We start from the raw sequence: 14,301 nt of genomic DNA, 5'->3' as shown, positions 1-14,301 counted from the left end.
ATTATTGTTCATAACGAAAGCGGAATTTTTCTTGTTCAGCAGCGGCTTTCGCCAGGATCCATTGGCGAAAGGCGGCTATTTTACCCAGTTCTGCCTGGCTGTCATGACAAACCAGATAAAAAGCGTTTTTACTGACCAGAACATCATTAAACGGGCAAACAAGACGTCCGGCTTCAATTTCAGATTGCGCCATCACGTTATTCGCCAGCGCCACTCCCTGCCCGTGGATAGCCGCTTGCAGCACCATGGCGCTATGACTAAATATTGGTCCTTGCTGAACGTTGATATGATTTAACCCCAATTGGCGAGTATATGTCTGCCAGTCACGGCGAGACGCATCATGTAATAACGTATGTTTAGCCAAGTCTTCCGGGGTCTTCAAGGGTTTATCGCCTGTCAGCAGTAGCGGCGAACACACCGGCAATAAATATTCGGCGTAAAGTTTTTCCACCCGTAGCCCCGGCCAGTTGCCCCGACCATAGAATATCGCCACGTCAACATCATCCGCCAGCTTATCTTCCTGACGATCAACCGCCTGGATGCGAACGTCAATTCCCGGATAAGCTGAATTAAAGCTGGAAAGTCGTGGAACCAACCAATGAATGGCGAAACTGGGGAGTAAACTGACCGTCAACGCCCCCTTGGCGCTACGGGCCTGGAGTTTACGTGTCGCTTCGGTTAATTGCGAAAATATCTCTTTGATATCGAGGAAATAGCTTTGCCCTTCCTCGGTCAGCAGGAGTGAACGATTACGGCGGCGGAACAGTTTTAGCCCCAGAAAATCCTCAAGAGACTTGATTTGATGACTTACTGCGGCCTGAGTCACAAAAAGCTCTTCTGCTGCGCGAGTGAAACTTAAATGGCGTGCTGCGGCATCAAAAACTCGTAAGGCATTTAGCGGTGGTAATCGTTTAGACATGGCTTTTAAACTTTGATGTTAAATGAATTTAACAATTAGATCACTCTGTGTAACCTATTAGTTTTTTTAATCTGAGCCATTATAAATTGTCCGTTGAGCTTCTACCAGCAAATACCTATAGTGGCGGCACTTCCTGAGCCGGAACGAAAAGTTTTATCGGAATGCGTGTTCTGGTGAACTTTTGGCTTACGGTTGTGATGTTGTGTTGTTGTGTTTGCAATTGGTCTGCGATTCAGACCATGGTAGCAAAGCTACCTTTTTTCACTTCCTGTACATTTACCCTGTCTGTCCATAGTGATTAATGTAGCACCGCCTAATTGCGGTGCTTTTTTTTACCTTGCGATCGCGAATTACTGATCCAGTTCGACCATCTCTTTCACGTCGGTACGGTTGATCTGCTGTTTGTTGCCATTAGCGTCTTTATACGAAATCATACCGGTATCGTTATCAGTCTGTGGTTTGCCGTCAGAGACGATGGTACGTCCGTCATTGGTGTGCATCACATAGTTCGAACCGGAACAGGCGCTCAGGGCAAAAGTCAGCATACAGGCAGAAATAATTGCGGCAGTCTTTTTCATCATCTTCTCCTTAAAGCGATTAATAAATCTTAATAGTATTGATTAACAGGCTAAAATTAACGCCTAACACTATTCAGCATATGTTACTGACGCGGCTTCGCCAGGATATCCAGATAATTCTGATGGTTAGCACTCTCCTTGTATCGAAGTGAATTTTGCGTCACGATCGGTGCATCAAGCCGAGGAGTACCATGAACGTTTTTAATCCCGCGCAGTTTCGCGCCCAGTTTCCCGCGCTACAGGATGCGGGCGTCTATCTCGACAGTGCCGCGACCGCGCTTAAACCTGAAGCCGTGGTTGAAGCAACCCGACAGTTTTACAGCCTGAGCGCCGGAAACGTCCATCGTAGCCAGTTTGCCGAAGCCCAACGCCTGACCGCGCGTTACGAAGCTGCACGGGAAAAAGTGGCGCAATTACTGAATGCACCAGATGACAAAACTATCATCTGGACGCGCGGCACCACTGAATCCATCAACATGGTGGCACAATGCTATGCGCGTCCGCGTCTGCAATCGGGCGATGAAATTATTGTCAGTGTGGCAGAGCACCACGCCAACCTCGTCCCCTGGCTGATGGTCGCCCAACAAACTGGAGCCAAAGTGGTGAAATTGCCGCTGAATGCACAGCGACTGCCGGATGTCGATTTGTTGCCAGAACTGATCACACCTCGTAGTCGGATTCTGGCGTTGGGCCAGATGTCGAACGTCACTGGCGGTTGCCCGGATCTGGCACGAGCGATTACCTTTGCTCATTCAGCCGGGATGGTGGTGATGGTTGATGGTGCTCAGGGTGCGGTGCATTTCCCCGCAGATGTTCAGCAACTGGATATTGATTTCTATGCTTTTTCAGGTCACAAACTGTATGGCCCGACAGGTATCGGCGTGCTGTATGGCAAACCAGAACTGCTGGAAGCGATGTCGCCCTGGCTGGGTGGCGGTAAAATGATTCACGAAGTGAGTTTTGACAGCTTCACCCCTCAATCCGCGCCGTGGAAACTGGAAGCAGGAACGCCAAATGTCGCTGGTGTCATAGGATTAAGCGCGGCGCTGGAATGGCTGGCAGATTACGATATCAACCAGGCCGAAAGCTGGAGCCGTAGCTTAGCAACGCTGGCGGAAGATGCGCTGACGAAACGTCCAGGCTTTCGTTCATTCCGCTGCCAGGATTCCAGCCTGCTAGCCTTTGATTTTGCTGGCGTTCATCACAGCGATATGGTGACACTGCTGGCGGAGTACGGCATTGCCCTGCGGGCCGGGCAGCATTGCGCTCAGCCGCTACTGGCAGAATTAGGCGTAACCGGCACACTGCGCGCCTCTTTTGCGCCATATAATACAAAGAGTGATGTAGATGCGCTGGTGAATGCCGTTGACCGTGCGCTGGAATTATTGGTGGATTAATGACGAACCCGCAATACGCTGGACATCCGTTCGGCACAACCGTTACCGTAAAGACGTTACACGATACTTTCGCGCCGTTGACTCAATGGGAAGACAAATATCGTCAGCTAATTATGTTGGGGAAACAGCTTCCAGCTTTGCCAGACGAGTTAAAAGCGCAGGCTAAAGAGATCGCCGGATGCGAAAACCGCGTCTGGCTGGGGTATACCGTGGCTGAAAACGGCACGATGCATTTCTTTGGCGACAGCGAAGGACGCATTGTGCGCGGCCTACTGGCGGTGTTGTTGACTGCCGTTGAGGGGAAAACCGCCGCCGAATTGCAGGCACAGTCGCCGCTGGCATTGTTTGATGAGCTGGGATTGCGTGGGCAGCTTAGCGCCTCACGCAGCCAGGGGTTGAATGCGTTAAGCGAGGCGATTTTCGCTGCGGCGAAGCAGGTTTAAGCACAGAATCAGGTCGGATAAGACGTTCACGTCGCATCCGACCTGATTGTTTACCCCTGACGCGCCGCTTTCACCATCATCTTCTTCAGCGCATGAGAAACCGCAACAAAACCAAAGGTGGCGGTCACCATCGTCGCCGCACCAAATCCAGATGCACAATCCATCCGCTTCGGCCCTTCTGCCGTGGCTTTCATGGCACACACCGTACCGTCTGACTGCGGGTACACCAGCGCTTCGGTAGAGAACACGCAATCCACGCCGAGCTTACCTTTGCTGTTTTTCACTACGCCAAAATCGCTTTTCAGGCGCTCGCGCAACTTCGCCGCCAGCGGGTCCTGAATCGTTTTAGCCAGATCGGTAACCTGAATCTGCGTCGGATCAATCTGCCCACCAGCACCACCAGTCGTGACCAGAGGGATTTTATTGCGACGACAATAAGCAATCAGCGCCGCCTTGGGTCGCACACTATCAATGGCATCAATCACGTACGAATAACCGGCACTCATATATTGTGCTACGTTATCCACCGTTACGAAGTCATCCACCACCGTTACACGGCACTCCGGGTTAATCTGGCGAATACGTTCGGCCATGACTTCCGCTTTAGCCAGCCCGACGTTATCGCGCAGCGCGTGAATTTGCCGATTGGTATTAGTGACGCACACATCATCCATATCGATAAGTGTGATTGCGCCAATACCCGTGCGCGCCAACGCTTCCGCCGCCCAGGAACCAACGCCACCGATACCGACCACACAAATATGCGCATCAGCAAACAGTTGCAACGCTTTTTCACCATACAGACGCGCAGTGCCACCAAAACGCTGACGCCATGCATCACTAATTACCACAGACATAGCACCTCAGAATTAAAAAGGGCGAGGTTATCCCTCACCCTGTCGTATCCGTCAAAACGGTATACAGAATAACACATCAGCCGCTAAAGACGTTACCTGCGCCCGGGGCGGTTTTCAGCACCCAAACACGTCCATAGTGGTTGTACCAACCTGCGCGGTGTCCGGCTTCCGGCCCGATACCTTGATAAATATCGAAGTGTTGGCCTTTGATTGCACCACCGACATCCAGCGCCACCATCAGCCGTAGTTCGTACTGACCGTTAAATTTGCCGTTATTATCCAGCAGCGGTACTTCTGCCAGTAAGGTTGTACCAGGCGGGATAATGGAACGATCAGAGGCAACTGAAGCGCGGCCAACCAGCGGTACTGCACTTGCTCCTTTCACTGGTGCAAAAGACTGCGGTTTAAAGAAAACAAATGAAGGATTCTGCTCAAGCAGCTCGCGAACCTCGGCTTCACTGTGTGTTTCACCCCAGTGACGAATCGCCTGCATCGACATATCTTCTTTTTTCACTTCGCCACGGTCAATCAGCACCTTACCGATGCTGCGATAGGCATGACCGTTTTTCCCTGCATAGCTGAAAAAGTTAAGCGGACTGCCATCACCAAAGTCGATATACCCGCTACCCTGCACATCCATAATGAAGTTATCCATCAGAGAGTTGCTGTAAGCGAGGATGTATTTATCGCTCAATGCTCCCGCGTAGATCTCAGCACGAGACGGCAGACGACCACGCTTTGGCGGCATACGGTAAATAGGATACTGGAACTCGCCCTGACGGGTATGGCGCGCCTGAATGACAGGCGTGTAATAGCCCGTAAACTGCACGTTGCCATAGTTGTCGGCACCTTCCATCTGCCAGGCGTCAATGCCGAACTGACGCATATTGCGGGTATCACCGCCTGCGCGTAGCCACTCCTGCACCGCATTATAAACATTACTCTGGTTGCCATACAGACGCGGTGACGAAGTACGGATATGGTTAATTTGCTCGGCAAAATCACCGGCGTTAATTGGCGCGCCAACGGCATCTGGCTGGTTTACCAGAGAGAAAGGCTGGGTAAATTTCCCGTCTTTATATTGCTGTCCGCGATCGGTTGGTTTGGAAGAGCAGGCGGCAAGCATTGCCACAACCGTGCCCATAAGAAGGTACTTTACCCAACGTCCTTTCATTGTTCTCTTCTTCAGTTTAAAAAATAAGGCGCAATGAAGATAACAAACCGCTGCGTTTAATGAAATGAGCAGCCTCTCCCTGACGCAAATTTTGCACAAAAAACAGGCTTTAGTGATTTGTTTTTGCTCAAAATCATACCAAATCCGTGATCTGGGTAAAAAAAAGGTTGCATGAAAACGCGAGCGGAGTATAGTGCGCATCCACGGACGCGGGGTGGAGCAGCCTGGTAGCTCGTCGGGCTCATAACCCGAAGGTCGTCGGTTCAAATCCGGCCCCCGCAACCAATTAAAATTTGATGAAGTAAAGCAGTACGGTGACGCGGGGTGGAGCAGCCTGGTAGCTCGTCGGGCTCATAACCCGAAGGTCGTCGGTTCAAATCCGGCCCCCGCAACCAATCAAAATTTGATGAAGTAAAGCAGTACGGTGACGCGGGGTGGAGCAGCCTGGTAGCTCGTCGGGCTCATAACCCGAAGGTCGTCGGTTCAAATCCGGCCCCCGCAACCAACACTTATGATGCTGATAAACCGCAATGTGTTTCACAAATTGCGGTTTTTTTGTACCTGAAATCTTCCTTAGCTGAACTCACAGCACGTTTTTTATCTCCCTTCCTGCAAAGAAATCTATTATCGACCTGGCAACGTATATCCCGGTTTGCTGGTATGACTCAACGGTGGCGGCCGCAATATGCGGCGTTGTAATGATATTCCTGGCATGTAGCAATGGGCTAAATTGCGCTAGCGGTTCAGAGCTAAACACATCCAGCGCTGCAAAAACATTTCGTTCTTCAATTACCTGAAGTAAAGCACCCTCATCCAGCAACTTTCCCCTTGCGGCGTTGATGATAAGAGCACCATTGCGCATCATCGACAAATATTTATGACTAATGAAGTTCTCCAGCTCCGGAGAAAATGGCAAAAGAACGATGATGACATGAGACTGCATAAAGATATCTTCAATTGATACGAACTGAACTCCATCTTTGCCTGCGGCCTGGAAATCGGGTTGTTTGTCAAAAGCTAAAAGCTCAACATCAAAACCAGATAACCTTTTCGCCAGTGTTTTGCCAATATTGCCGTAGCCAAGCAGGCCAATACGTTTACCTTGTAACTCGCAGCCATGCGACTCGCCCCAATAACCATTTTGCATCGCATGATAGCTACCGGGGATATTTCTCATGCTCGCAAAAATAAGACCGATGATAAATTCCGCGACTGCATTTGAATTAATCCCAACAGCATTATTGACCACAATACCTGATTGTCGAGCCGTATGAAGATCAATATTATCAATCCCTGTCCCGAATCTCGATATTATTTTCACTCCTGGTAGTCGCGATAACGTATCCGCTTGATAACAATCTTTTCCGGCAATGACTGCGCAAATAGATTCTCGTAATACTGTGGATTCTGATTTAACCAGATGCTCCACATTATTCTTGATAATAAGGTTAAAATGATTTTCTCTTAGCAGCTTGCTGGCAGAAACACAACGCGCTGAAAAGCTGGGAACGGTGACCAGAACGTTTTTCATAGCTGACACTCACATCAATGAACGCCACCCCAAGAGATGGCGTGACCGGTTACTGTTTTATATTCTAAAATTATGAGTTTGCTTTAATACCGAGCGCACCTCCTGGATGATATAAGCCGAAATCAGCACGAGTAAACTTTTTCAATTCGGAGAGCGCAAGCGCCACCGCATCACCAACAACCAGAACGACTGTTGATGAGCATGACGGTGCTAAACCTAAATTATCCGCCTCACTTTTTACGGGAATTTCAACGGATAAATCACAACTTATCGCAAGCGATGAGCGATGACTGCGGGTAAAGGAGATCAAATAATTACCCATTTTTTTCAGACTAGGTAGTGTTGCCAGGATTTCTGTCGTCTCACCACTGTTTGAAATAAGAATAACAACATCATCTTTCGCCACCATCCCAAGATCGCCGTGTACGGCTTCAGTACCGTGAACAAAAAACGAGGGAGTTCCAGTGCTGGCAAATGTTGCGGCGAGTTTTCGGGCAATAATACCGGACTTACCGACACCAATAAAAACAACTTTCCCCTGACAAGACTGTAATACTTTAATTAAATTTGCGACCTCCGAAAGGGGGGAATCAATAACTTCTTCAACTGCTTTATGTTCGTTACGCATAAAATGTTTAATGAGATGGATAAGATCCGTGCTGTTCATTTTTATTTTCCTTGATTAATATTTTTAATTACACTCGCAAGACGCGTAAGCCCCATATATAATTTTTCTCGACCGCAGGCCAGGTTCAGACGAAGGTAGCCCTCCCCCTCCGTTCCATAGACATTCCCCGCCATAATGCCCACTTTGCCTTCATGAATTAATCGACTGTAGAATTCATCAAAGGGATAACCAATAGCAGAGCAATCTATCCACGAAAAATAGCAACCATCAGCAGGCCTTACGATCAATTCTGGAGTATTTTCGTTCAGATACTGCTGGGTGAATTGAATGTTAGAGGCAATATGTGCCTTTAATGACTTTAACCATCCCTCACATTCGTTATAGGCAATAATAGTTGCAATTATATTCAGTACGGATGGGGAGTTTACAAAATCGCGATATCTTGATATCGTTCTGAACTTATGATTAAAATTATCGTCAGTTGAAATCATATACGATCCTGTTAGCGCAGGAACATTAAATGTCTTCGATATCGAATTAAACACCACTACTTTTTCTTTTTTTATTTTAAGCGCAGATGTAAAGCTACGATTAAAAACAAAATCACTGTGAATTTCATCTGAACATAACCAGACATTATGTCTTGCACAGCTTGCAGCGATTTTATGCAGATCTTCTTCCGACCAGACGGTTCCTGTCGGGTTATGAGGATTACATAATAACACCATCTTTGCGCTTTGAATCTTAAGATCAAAATCTTGCCAATTGATAGCGTAGCCCCCCTCATTTTTTATAATCAAAGAGGCTGTCAGAATATTTCTCTCGCTATGTTTAATTATATCAAAAAATGCATTATAGACAGGTGTAAAAACGAGAATATTATCACCATGCGATGTCAATAACTCTATTGCTTTAGCAATGGAGTACATCACGCTTGGGCTATAGGTGATCCATTCTGGTTTGATTTCAGTTTTATATTGTTGATGATACCAATTGACTATCGCATTCAGATAGTCATCATGCTGCCAACGGCTGTACCCTAAAATCGGGTGTTCCAGACGTTTTCTTAATGCCCTGATGATAGCTTCCGGTATCGGAAGATCCATATCTGAAATAGAGAATGGTAATACATCTTTTACACCAAATCTGTCCTCGCAAAAGTCCCATTGGGTACAATATGTTCCTTTGCGGGAAATAGGAGTATTAAAAACATCCATCAGCATATCCCCATGTAGTTATCCATATCCCGACGCAAGGCGATGACTTTAGTACCGATAATGACTTGTAGGGTATTTTGATCAAGTTTAACAACCGCAATTCCGCCAGCTCTTTTTATTGCTGCCTCGTCAATCAATCCCATATCTGCGATTGTTAAACGTAAACGAGTTACGCAATTATCCAGGGATTTAATATTCTCTTTACCACCAAGTGCCTTAACCATCTGCTCCGCTGCTTGCAGCTCTGATTTATCAAGCGTTGGGATATCCGCTATAGCCGTATCCTCATGAGCATTCAGCGTGACAGGACTGGACTCTTCACGGCCTACCGTCATCAGGTTAAATTTGAGAATAGTCCAACGGAACACAAAGTAATAAATAAAGAAATAGGCCACTTCGACACACACCGCTATTGGCCAACCTGTTCTTGTGCCACGCAATACGCCAAAGCTAATAAATTGAATCAGATCGCCAGTAAATCCCATCTTCACGCCCATATATGGCAAGACCATGTTGGCGAATCCATTCATAAAAGCATGGAAGACAAATAGCAGTGGACTGACAAATAAGAACAGAAACTCAATCGGTTCGCTGACGCCGCCAATAATGACTGTAAGCACCCCGGAAATAAGCAATGCTTTGATAGCTTTTCTGTTTTGAGCATGAGCAGTGCGATACATCGCCAGCGCGGCACCAGCCAGACCATACTGAATCATCAGTTTGCCCTGTTCCATTTTCCCCGCCAAATCCAGCGGAATGACCGCATTCTCTTTGACGTACGCCATAAACATGTTCAGGGTGCCATAATACTCTTCGCCGCCGATCACTGCCGATCCGCCGATGGGGGTAAAGCGGAAAACTGACGTCACCAGGTGATTTAAACCAAAAGGTATTGTCACGCGTTCGGCGACTGCATAGAAAAAATAGCCAACAGGACCGGAAGTTGAAATCCAGTGGCCAATGAGCATGAAAAGATTGAAAAATGGTGGCCAGATAAAAGGGATGATCAGACCAAATCCACTCATCACAATCAGTGTAATAATAGGCACCAGGCGTGGGCCACTATAAAATCCTAATGATTCAGGAATACGTAAGTTAACGATCTTTTTATACATACTGGCGACTAATAATCCTGCTATAATCCCACCCAACACACTGGTATTGTAGGACTGGATTCCCAGAATAATGGTTTGCCCATGTGTCGACATTTGATCAGCAGCGACCAATAAGTCATGTTGTTTAAGATAAAAGTTCGTTCCCAGATGCATCGCCATGAAACCAATTAAGCCAGAAAAAGCGCCATAGGCTTTATCCTCTTTCTCTTTTAATAACCCCAGAGGTATAGCTATCGCAAACAATACAGGTAAATTGACAAAGGCAAACAAACCAAGGCTAACAATAAAATCAAGAATGGTTTTAATTACGGGAATAGCCAGTAGTGGAATTAATTTTGCCATATCATCGCTGGCTAAACCACTTCCTAGCCCTAACATCATGCCACATACACTTAGCAGAGCGATGGGATACATAAATGCCTTTCCCAGGCTCTGAAAAAAACTCCAGGCTTTCTTTTGTTTCATGCGGGTTATCTCATATAAATGTTATATATAATCAGTCCATTAATACTTTGGTGCGAATAGAGAGATATAGTTTTTCTTCCAAAATCAATTCATATTTAAAAGTGGCGTACAAATACCTTTCAATTTCATGAATTGCGCGCTGTAACAGAATGTCTTTCTCAAGAAACTGTTCATAGAGATCACCAATATCTTTCTGTTTTATTTTTTCATTGCATAATACGCGACTTGAAAAATATTTAAGGTGTATCATGAACCTGGAATAATTAAATGAACTTCTGTCCACCTTTCTGTTATAAACAACTTCAATAAGCCCCGTGATTATTTGCGACAACTCAATAATCCGTACTGATTCATAATCAACTGAATTCTCATAATTATTTAAAATATGCAATGCTATAAAACCAATCTCATCATCAGGAAGTTGAACGCTGAATTGCTCATTAATGATAGTTAATGCATCGCGACTTATCGCATACTCTGCTTTGTACAACGCTTTGATTTCATCAAGGAAAACATTATTAATTTGTATGCCTGAAGCGACTCGGGATATTGCATTCGAAATATGATCAGCAAGAATCAATAGTAGCGATGGATTGAGATTTTTTTCGAGATTGTTCTCCGCATATTGCACTATTTTTTCGGCAACAAAAACATACTCAATATCCACATGCTCAATCAATTTGTAGAGTTTATTTTTTTGTTCATTTCTGACATAAAAAATCCGGTTAGCCGGATGCTCAGGGACCGACATTCCATATTTTTTGTTGTAACCGACGCCAGGCCCAGAAATGATAACCTCCTGTCCATTCATCGATGCCTGTACACAATTATTGTTCATGACTTTTTCGATGATCATTCCATAGCTCCAAAAAAAAGGCAAGGCACGTCAGAAGTAATAATTACTTCAAACATTGCCTTGCCTGATTTAACAGTTACAAGATGATTAACTAATGCATATACATTACACGGAATTGTGCTTAATTAAAGAGATGGCCGGCTTATTTTTCAAGCCGACATTCAAATATTCGACATCAGTCACAAAACCAACGTCTAATATTCAGGTAAATATTATCTATTCAACGAAATATAAATTCATTGAATAAATAAAAACATTATCCCCTTCTCGCCAGCGTCGCCCCATCGGCAAAATACGCTTTTATCCCTGCGAGGATTGATTCCGCAACTTCCTGCTGGAAGGTTGCCGTTTTCAGTTTACGTTCTTCCTCAACGTTACTGATAAACGCCGTTTCGACCAAAATGGAGGGTATATCAGGCGCTTTCAGCACGGCAAACCCGGCTTGTTCAACCTGATTTTTATGCAGCTTGTTGATTTTACCGAGCTTATTCAACACAGCTTTACCAAACTTCAGACTGTCGGCAATGGTCAGCGACTGCACCATATCGAACATAGTATGGTCGACATAACGGTCGCCGCTCTTACTCACGCCACCAATCAAGTCCGAGGCGTTCTGAGTTTGCGCCAGATATTTTGCCGCGGTACTGGTTGCACCTTTGGTAGAGAGCGCAAACACAGAGGAACCGCTCGGCTGGCGACTGGTAAAGGCATCGGCATGAATAGAGACAAACAAGTCAGCACGCTGTTTCTGTGCTTTTGCTACGCGCACTTGCAACGGAATGAAGATGTCTTCATTACGGGTCATGTAAACTTTCATATTGCCCTCTTTCTCAATCAGAGAGCGCAAACGGCGGGCAATTTGCAATACCACGTCTTTTTCACGCGTTTTGTATTTCCCCACCGCACCGGAGTCTTCGCCGCCATGGCCAGGGTCAAGCATAATGACAATCGGACGATCGCGCCCTGCTTTGCCTGGCTGCGGGCCACTCTGCGCAGGCGGCACCTGCTTTTCGAGATCGCCTTTATTGTAATCCTCCAGCAGCGCCAGCAGCGGGTCCTGCATGTCCTGAGCATTGGCAGGATAGAGATCCATCACCAGACGCTCTTTAAACCCGGCGACCGGAGCAAGGGCAAACAGCTGCGGTTTTACGTTTTGCTTTAACTCAAAAACCATCCGCACGGTTTGCGGGTCAAACTGCCCGACGCGCGCCGACTTGATGAACGGGTCATCAGCACGAATTTGTGCCGCCATCCCCTTGAGCACTGAGTTCAGGTTTACATCTTCGATATCCACCACCACGCGTTCAGGGTTACTCAACGCGAACTGCTTATATTTCAGCTGACGATTAGATTCTACCGTCACACGGGTGTAGCTGGACGCAGGCCAGACGCGCACCGCCACGACCTGGCTGACCGCAGCCAGACTGACCTGACTTACGCTCAATAGCCACATGGCACCCGCGCCTTGCAGTAAACGACGACGGCTGATTGCTGTGTTGGATCCCGACATGCATCTCCCGAGCAAAAAAATCTAAGCTGTGTAACAAATAAACGACTAATTTGACCGGAAACTTTAGCGAAAGACGCATAATCTGTCATCTAATAAACGGTAAACATTCTTTTTATATTCACGGCATTACTGATAAAAAAGTTGCTCATGCGTAAAATTTGCACTTGCACCCAGTGAAAAAACAGAATAAAAATACAATAATTACGAATAATCATGCAAAGAGGTGTGCCGTGGTGAAGGAACGTAAAACCGAGTTGGTCGAGGGATTCCGCCATTCGGTTCCTTATATCAATACCCACCGGGGAAAAACGTTTGTCATCATGCTCGGCGGTGAAGCCATTGAGCATGAGAATTTCTCCAGTATCGTTAATGATATCGGGTTGCTGCACAGCCTCGGCATCCGTCTGGTCGTGGTCTATGGAGCGCGCCCGCAGATCGATGCGAATCTGGCAGCGCATCACCACGAACCGCTATATCACAAAAATATACGCGTGACCGACGCCAAAACACTAGAACTGGTGAAGCAGGCTGCGGGAACATTGCAACTGGACATTACTGCTCGCCTGTCGATGAGTCTCAATAACACGCCGCTGCAGGGCGCGCATATCAACGTCGTCAGTGGCAATTTTATTATTGCCCAGCCGCTGGGCGTGGATGACGGTGTGGATTACTGCCATAGCGGGCGTATCCGGCGGATTGACGAAGATGCGATTCATCGTCAACTGGACAGCGGTGCGATAGTGCTGCTGGGGCCGGTCGCGGTTTCAGTCACTGGCGAGAGCTTTAATCTGACCTCGGAAGAGATCGCCACTCAACTGGCCATCAAACTGAAAGCTGAAAAGATGATTGGTTTTTGCTCTTCACAGGGCGTCACTAATGACGACGGCGATATTGTCTCCGAGCTTTTCCCTAACGAAGCACAAGCGCGGGTAGAAGCTCAGGAAGAGAAAGGCGATTACAACTCCGGTACGGTGCGCTTTTTGCGTGGTGCGGTGAAAGCCTGCCGCAGCGGCGTACGTCGCTGTCATTTAATTAGTTACCAGGAAGATGGCGCGCTGTTGCAAGAGTTGTTCTCACGTGACGGTATCGGTACGCAGATTGTGATGGAAAGCGCCGAGCAAATTCGTCGCGCAACCATCAACGATATTGGCGGCATTCTAGAGTTGATTCGCCCACTGGAGCAGCAAGGTATTCTGGTACGCCGTTCTCGCGAGCAACTGGAGATGGAAATCGACAAATTCACTATTATTCAGCGCGATAACACGACTATTGCCTGCGCAGCACTCTATCCGTTCCCGGAAGAGAAGATTGGGGAAATGGCCTGTGTGGCCGTTCACCCGGATTACCGCAGCTCATCAAGGGGCGAGGTTTTGCTGGAGCGCATTGCCGCTCAGGCGAAGCAAAGCGGATTAAGCAAATTGTTTGTACTGACCACGCGCAGTATTCACTGGTTCCAGGAACGTGGATTTACCCCGGTGGATATTGATTTACTGCCCGAGAGCAAAAAGCAGTTGTACAACTACCAGCGTAAATCCAAAGTGTTGATGGCGGATTTGGGGTAAGTGGTGGAAATCGCCAGATGCGACATGCGCAATGCCTGGAGGCATGATA

General features: G+C 47.0%; 13 protein-coding genes and 3 tRNA genes. 6 read left to right on the top strand and 10 right to left on the bottom strand.

Features of this window, described 5'->3' with window-relative positions; all coding sequences use genetic code 11:
* Position 1 precedes the first annotated feature (1 nt).
* A complete protein-coding gene (gene gcvA, locus AABJ99_RS05060; protein ID WP_000044394.1) occupies positions 2-919 on the bottom strand; it encodes a glycine cleavage system transcriptional regulator GcvA in 918 nt (305 codons plus the stop codon).
* A 350-nt stretch (positions 920-1,269) separates the two neighbouring features.
* Positions 1,270-1,497, bottom strand: a complete 228-nt coding sequence (gene ygdI / locus AABJ99_RS05055; protein ID WP_000750398.1) for a YgdI/YgdR family lipoprotein — start codon at positions 1,495-1,497, stop codon at positions 1,270-1,272.
* Between the two features lie 191 nt (positions 1,498-1,688).
* Between ygdI and csdA the strand changes: the two genes are divergently transcribed.
* Together csdA and csdE are read left to right on the top strand one after the other, a co-directional pair.
* Positions 1,689-2,894 carry a cysteine desulfurase CsdA gene (csdA, locus tag AABJ99_RS05050; protein ID WP_039021090.1) on the top strand — a complete coding sequence of 402 codons (1,206 nt, stop codon included), beginning with the start codon at positions 1,689-1,691 and terminating at the stop codon, positions 2,892-2,894.
* The gene (csdE, locus tag AABJ99_RS05045; protein WP_039021089.1) at positions 2,894-3,337 is read left to right on the top strand and encodes a cysteine desulfurase sulfur acceptor subunit CsdE; all 444 of its coding nucleotides are present in this window, start codon (positions 2,894-2,896) and stop codon (positions 3,335-3,337) included. Before csdA ends, csdE begins: the two co-directional genes overlap by 1 nt.
* A 50-nt stretch (positions 3,338-3,387) precedes the next feature.
* Here the strand turns inward: csdE and tcdA are convergent, their stop codons facing one another.
* Positions 3,388-4,194, bottom strand: coding sequence for a tRNA cyclic N6-threonylcarbamoyladenosine(37) synthase TcdA (gene tcdA / locus AABJ99_RS05040; RefSeq protein ID WP_039021088.1), 807 nt, complete (start codon positions 4,192-4,194; stop codon positions 3,388-3,390).
* Positions 4,195-4,270: 76 nt separating this feature from the next.
* Positions 4,271-5,368 (bottom strand): murein transglycosylase A, encoded by a 1,098-nt coding sequence (mltA, locus tag AABJ99_RS05035; protein WP_000678652.1) that lies wholly within the window; start codon positions 5,366-5,368, stop codon positions 4,271-4,273.
* Between the two features lie 208 nt (positions 5,369-5,576).
* Between mltA and AABJ99_RS05030 the strand changes: the two genes are divergently transcribed.
* The 3 genes from AABJ99_RS05030 to AABJ99_RS05020 all read left to right on the top strand — a co-directional run bounded on the left by AABJ99_RS05030 (position 5,577) and on the right by AABJ99_RS05020 (position 5,873).
* Positions 5,577-5,653: transfer RNA gene (locus AABJ99_RS05030), tRNA-Met, on the top strand.
* 33 nt (positions 5,654-5,686) lie between these two features.
* Positions 5,687-5,763 (top strand) — tRNA-Met (locus tag AABJ99_RS05025).
* A 33-nt stretch (positions 5,764-5,796) separates the two neighbouring features.
* A tRNA-Met gene (locus AABJ99_RS05020) sits at positions 5,797-5,873 on the top strand.
* A gap of 78 nt (positions 5,874-5,951) precedes the next feature.
* Here the strand turns inward: AABJ99_RS05020 and AABJ99_RS05015 are convergent.
* The 6 genes from AABJ99_RS05015 to amiC all read right to left on the bottom strand — a co-directional run bounded on the left by AABJ99_RS05015 (position 5,952) and on the right by amiC (position 12,690).
* Positions 5,952-6,899, bottom strand: a complete 948-nt coding sequence (locus tag AABJ99_RS05015; protein WP_001318019.1) for a phosphoglycerate dehydrogenase — start codon at positions 6,897-6,899, stop codon at positions 5,952-5,954.
* Positions 6,900-6,969: 70 nt separating this feature from the next.
* A complete protein-coding gene (locus tag AABJ99_RS05010; RefSeq protein ID WP_001089172.1) occupies positions 6,970-7,566 on the bottom strand; it encodes a KpsF/GutQ family sugar-phosphate isomerase in 597 nt (198 codons plus the stop codon).
* Between the two features lie 2 nt (positions 7,567-7,568).
* Positions 7,569-8,744 (bottom strand): MalY/PatB family protein, encoded by a 1,176-nt coding sequence (locus AABJ99_RS05005; protein ID WP_039020544.1) that lies wholly within the window; start codon positions 8,742-8,744, stop codon positions 7,569-7,571.
* Positions 8,744-10,324: a PTS transporter subunit EIIC gene (locus AABJ99_RS05000; protein WP_000810571.1), complete on the bottom strand. Its 1,581-nt coding sequence runs from the start codon at positions 10,322-10,324 to the stop codon at positions 8,744-8,746. Before AABJ99_RS05000 ends, AABJ99_RS05005 begins: the two co-directional genes overlap by 1 nt.
* Positions 10,325-10,355: 31 nt before the next feature.
* On the bottom strand, positions 10,356-11,180 hold the full coding sequence (locus tag AABJ99_RS04995; protein ID WP_001318021.1) for a PRD domain-containing protein: 825 nt from the start codon (positions 11,178-11,180) through the stop codon (positions 10,356-10,358).
* A gap of 256 nt (positions 11,181-11,436) precedes the next feature.
* Positions 11,437-12,690: an N-acetylmuramoyl-L-alanine amidase AmiC gene (amiC, locus tag AABJ99_RS04990; RefSeq protein WP_000016907.1), complete on the bottom strand. Its 1,254-nt coding sequence runs from the start codon at positions 12,688-12,690 to the stop codon at positions 11,437-11,439.
* Between the two features lie 230 nt (positions 12,691-12,920).
* Between amiC and argA the strand changes: the two genes are divergently transcribed.
* Positions 12,921-14,252, top strand: a complete 1,332-nt coding sequence (gene argA / locus AABJ99_RS04985) for an amino-acid N-acetyltransferase (protein ID WP_000237940.1) — start codon at positions 12,921-12,923, stop codon at positions 14,250-14,252.
* Positions 14,253-14,301 lie beyond the last annotated feature (49 nt).

Origin of the sequence: Escherichia coli, assembly GCF_036503815.1 — a bacterium.
Lineage (GTDB): Bacteria > Pseudomonadota > Gammaproteobacteria > Enterobacterales > Enterobacteriaceae > Escherichia > Escherichia coli_F.
This window is presented reverse-complemented; position numbering and strand designations above follow the sequence as displayed.

Excerpts from the sequence above, each read along its gene's own strand:
- AABJ99_RS05010 (WP_001089172.1), bottom strand. The coding sequence starts at position 7,566 with ATGAACAGCACGGATCTTATCCATCTCATTAAACATTTTATGCGTAAC.
- mltA (WP_000678652.1), bottom strand. The coding sequence starts at position 5,368 with ATGAAAGGACGTTGGGTAAAGTACCTTCTTATGGGCACGGTTGTGGCA.
- AABJ99_RS05005 (WP_039020544.1), bottom strand. The coding sequence starts at position 8,744 with ATGGATGTTTTTAATACTCCTATTTCCCGCAAAGGAACATATTGTACC.
- AABJ99_RS05000 (WP_000810571.1), bottom strand. The coding sequence starts at position 10,324 with ATGAAACAAAAGAAAGCCTGGAGTTTTTTTCAGAGCCTGGGAAAGGCA.
- csdE (WP_039021089.1), top strand. The coding sequence starts at position 2,894 with ATGACGAACCCGCAATACGCTGGACATCCGTTCGGCACAACCGTTACC.
- tcdA (WP_039021088.1), bottom strand. The coding sequence starts at position 4,194 with ATGTCTGTGGTAATTAGTGATGCATGGCGTCAGCGTTTTGGTGGCACT.
- ygdI (WP_000750398.1), bottom strand. The coding sequence starts at position 1,497 with ATGAAAAAGACTGCCGCAATTATTTCTGCCTGTATGCTGACTTTTGCC.
- AABJ99_RS05015 (WP_001318019.1), bottom strand. The coding sequence starts at position 6,899 with ATGAAAAACGTTCTGGTCACCGTTCCCAGCTTTTCAGCGCGTTGTGTT.
- AABJ99_RS04995 (WP_001318021.1), bottom strand. The coding sequence starts at position 11,180 with ATGATCATCGAAAAAGTCATGAACAATAATTGTGTACAGGCATCGATG.
- csdA (WP_039021090.1), top strand. The coding sequence starts at position 1,689 with ATGAACGTTTTTAATCCCGCGCAGTTTCGCGCCCAGTTTCCCGCGCTA.
- gcvA (WP_000044394.1), bottom strand. The coding sequence starts at position 919 with ATGTCTAAACGATTACCACCGCTAAATGCCTTACGAGTTTTTGATGCC.
- amiC (WP_000016907.1), bottom strand. The coding sequence starts at position 12,690 with ATGTCGGGATCCAACACAGCAATCAGCCGTCGTCGTTTACTGCAAGGC.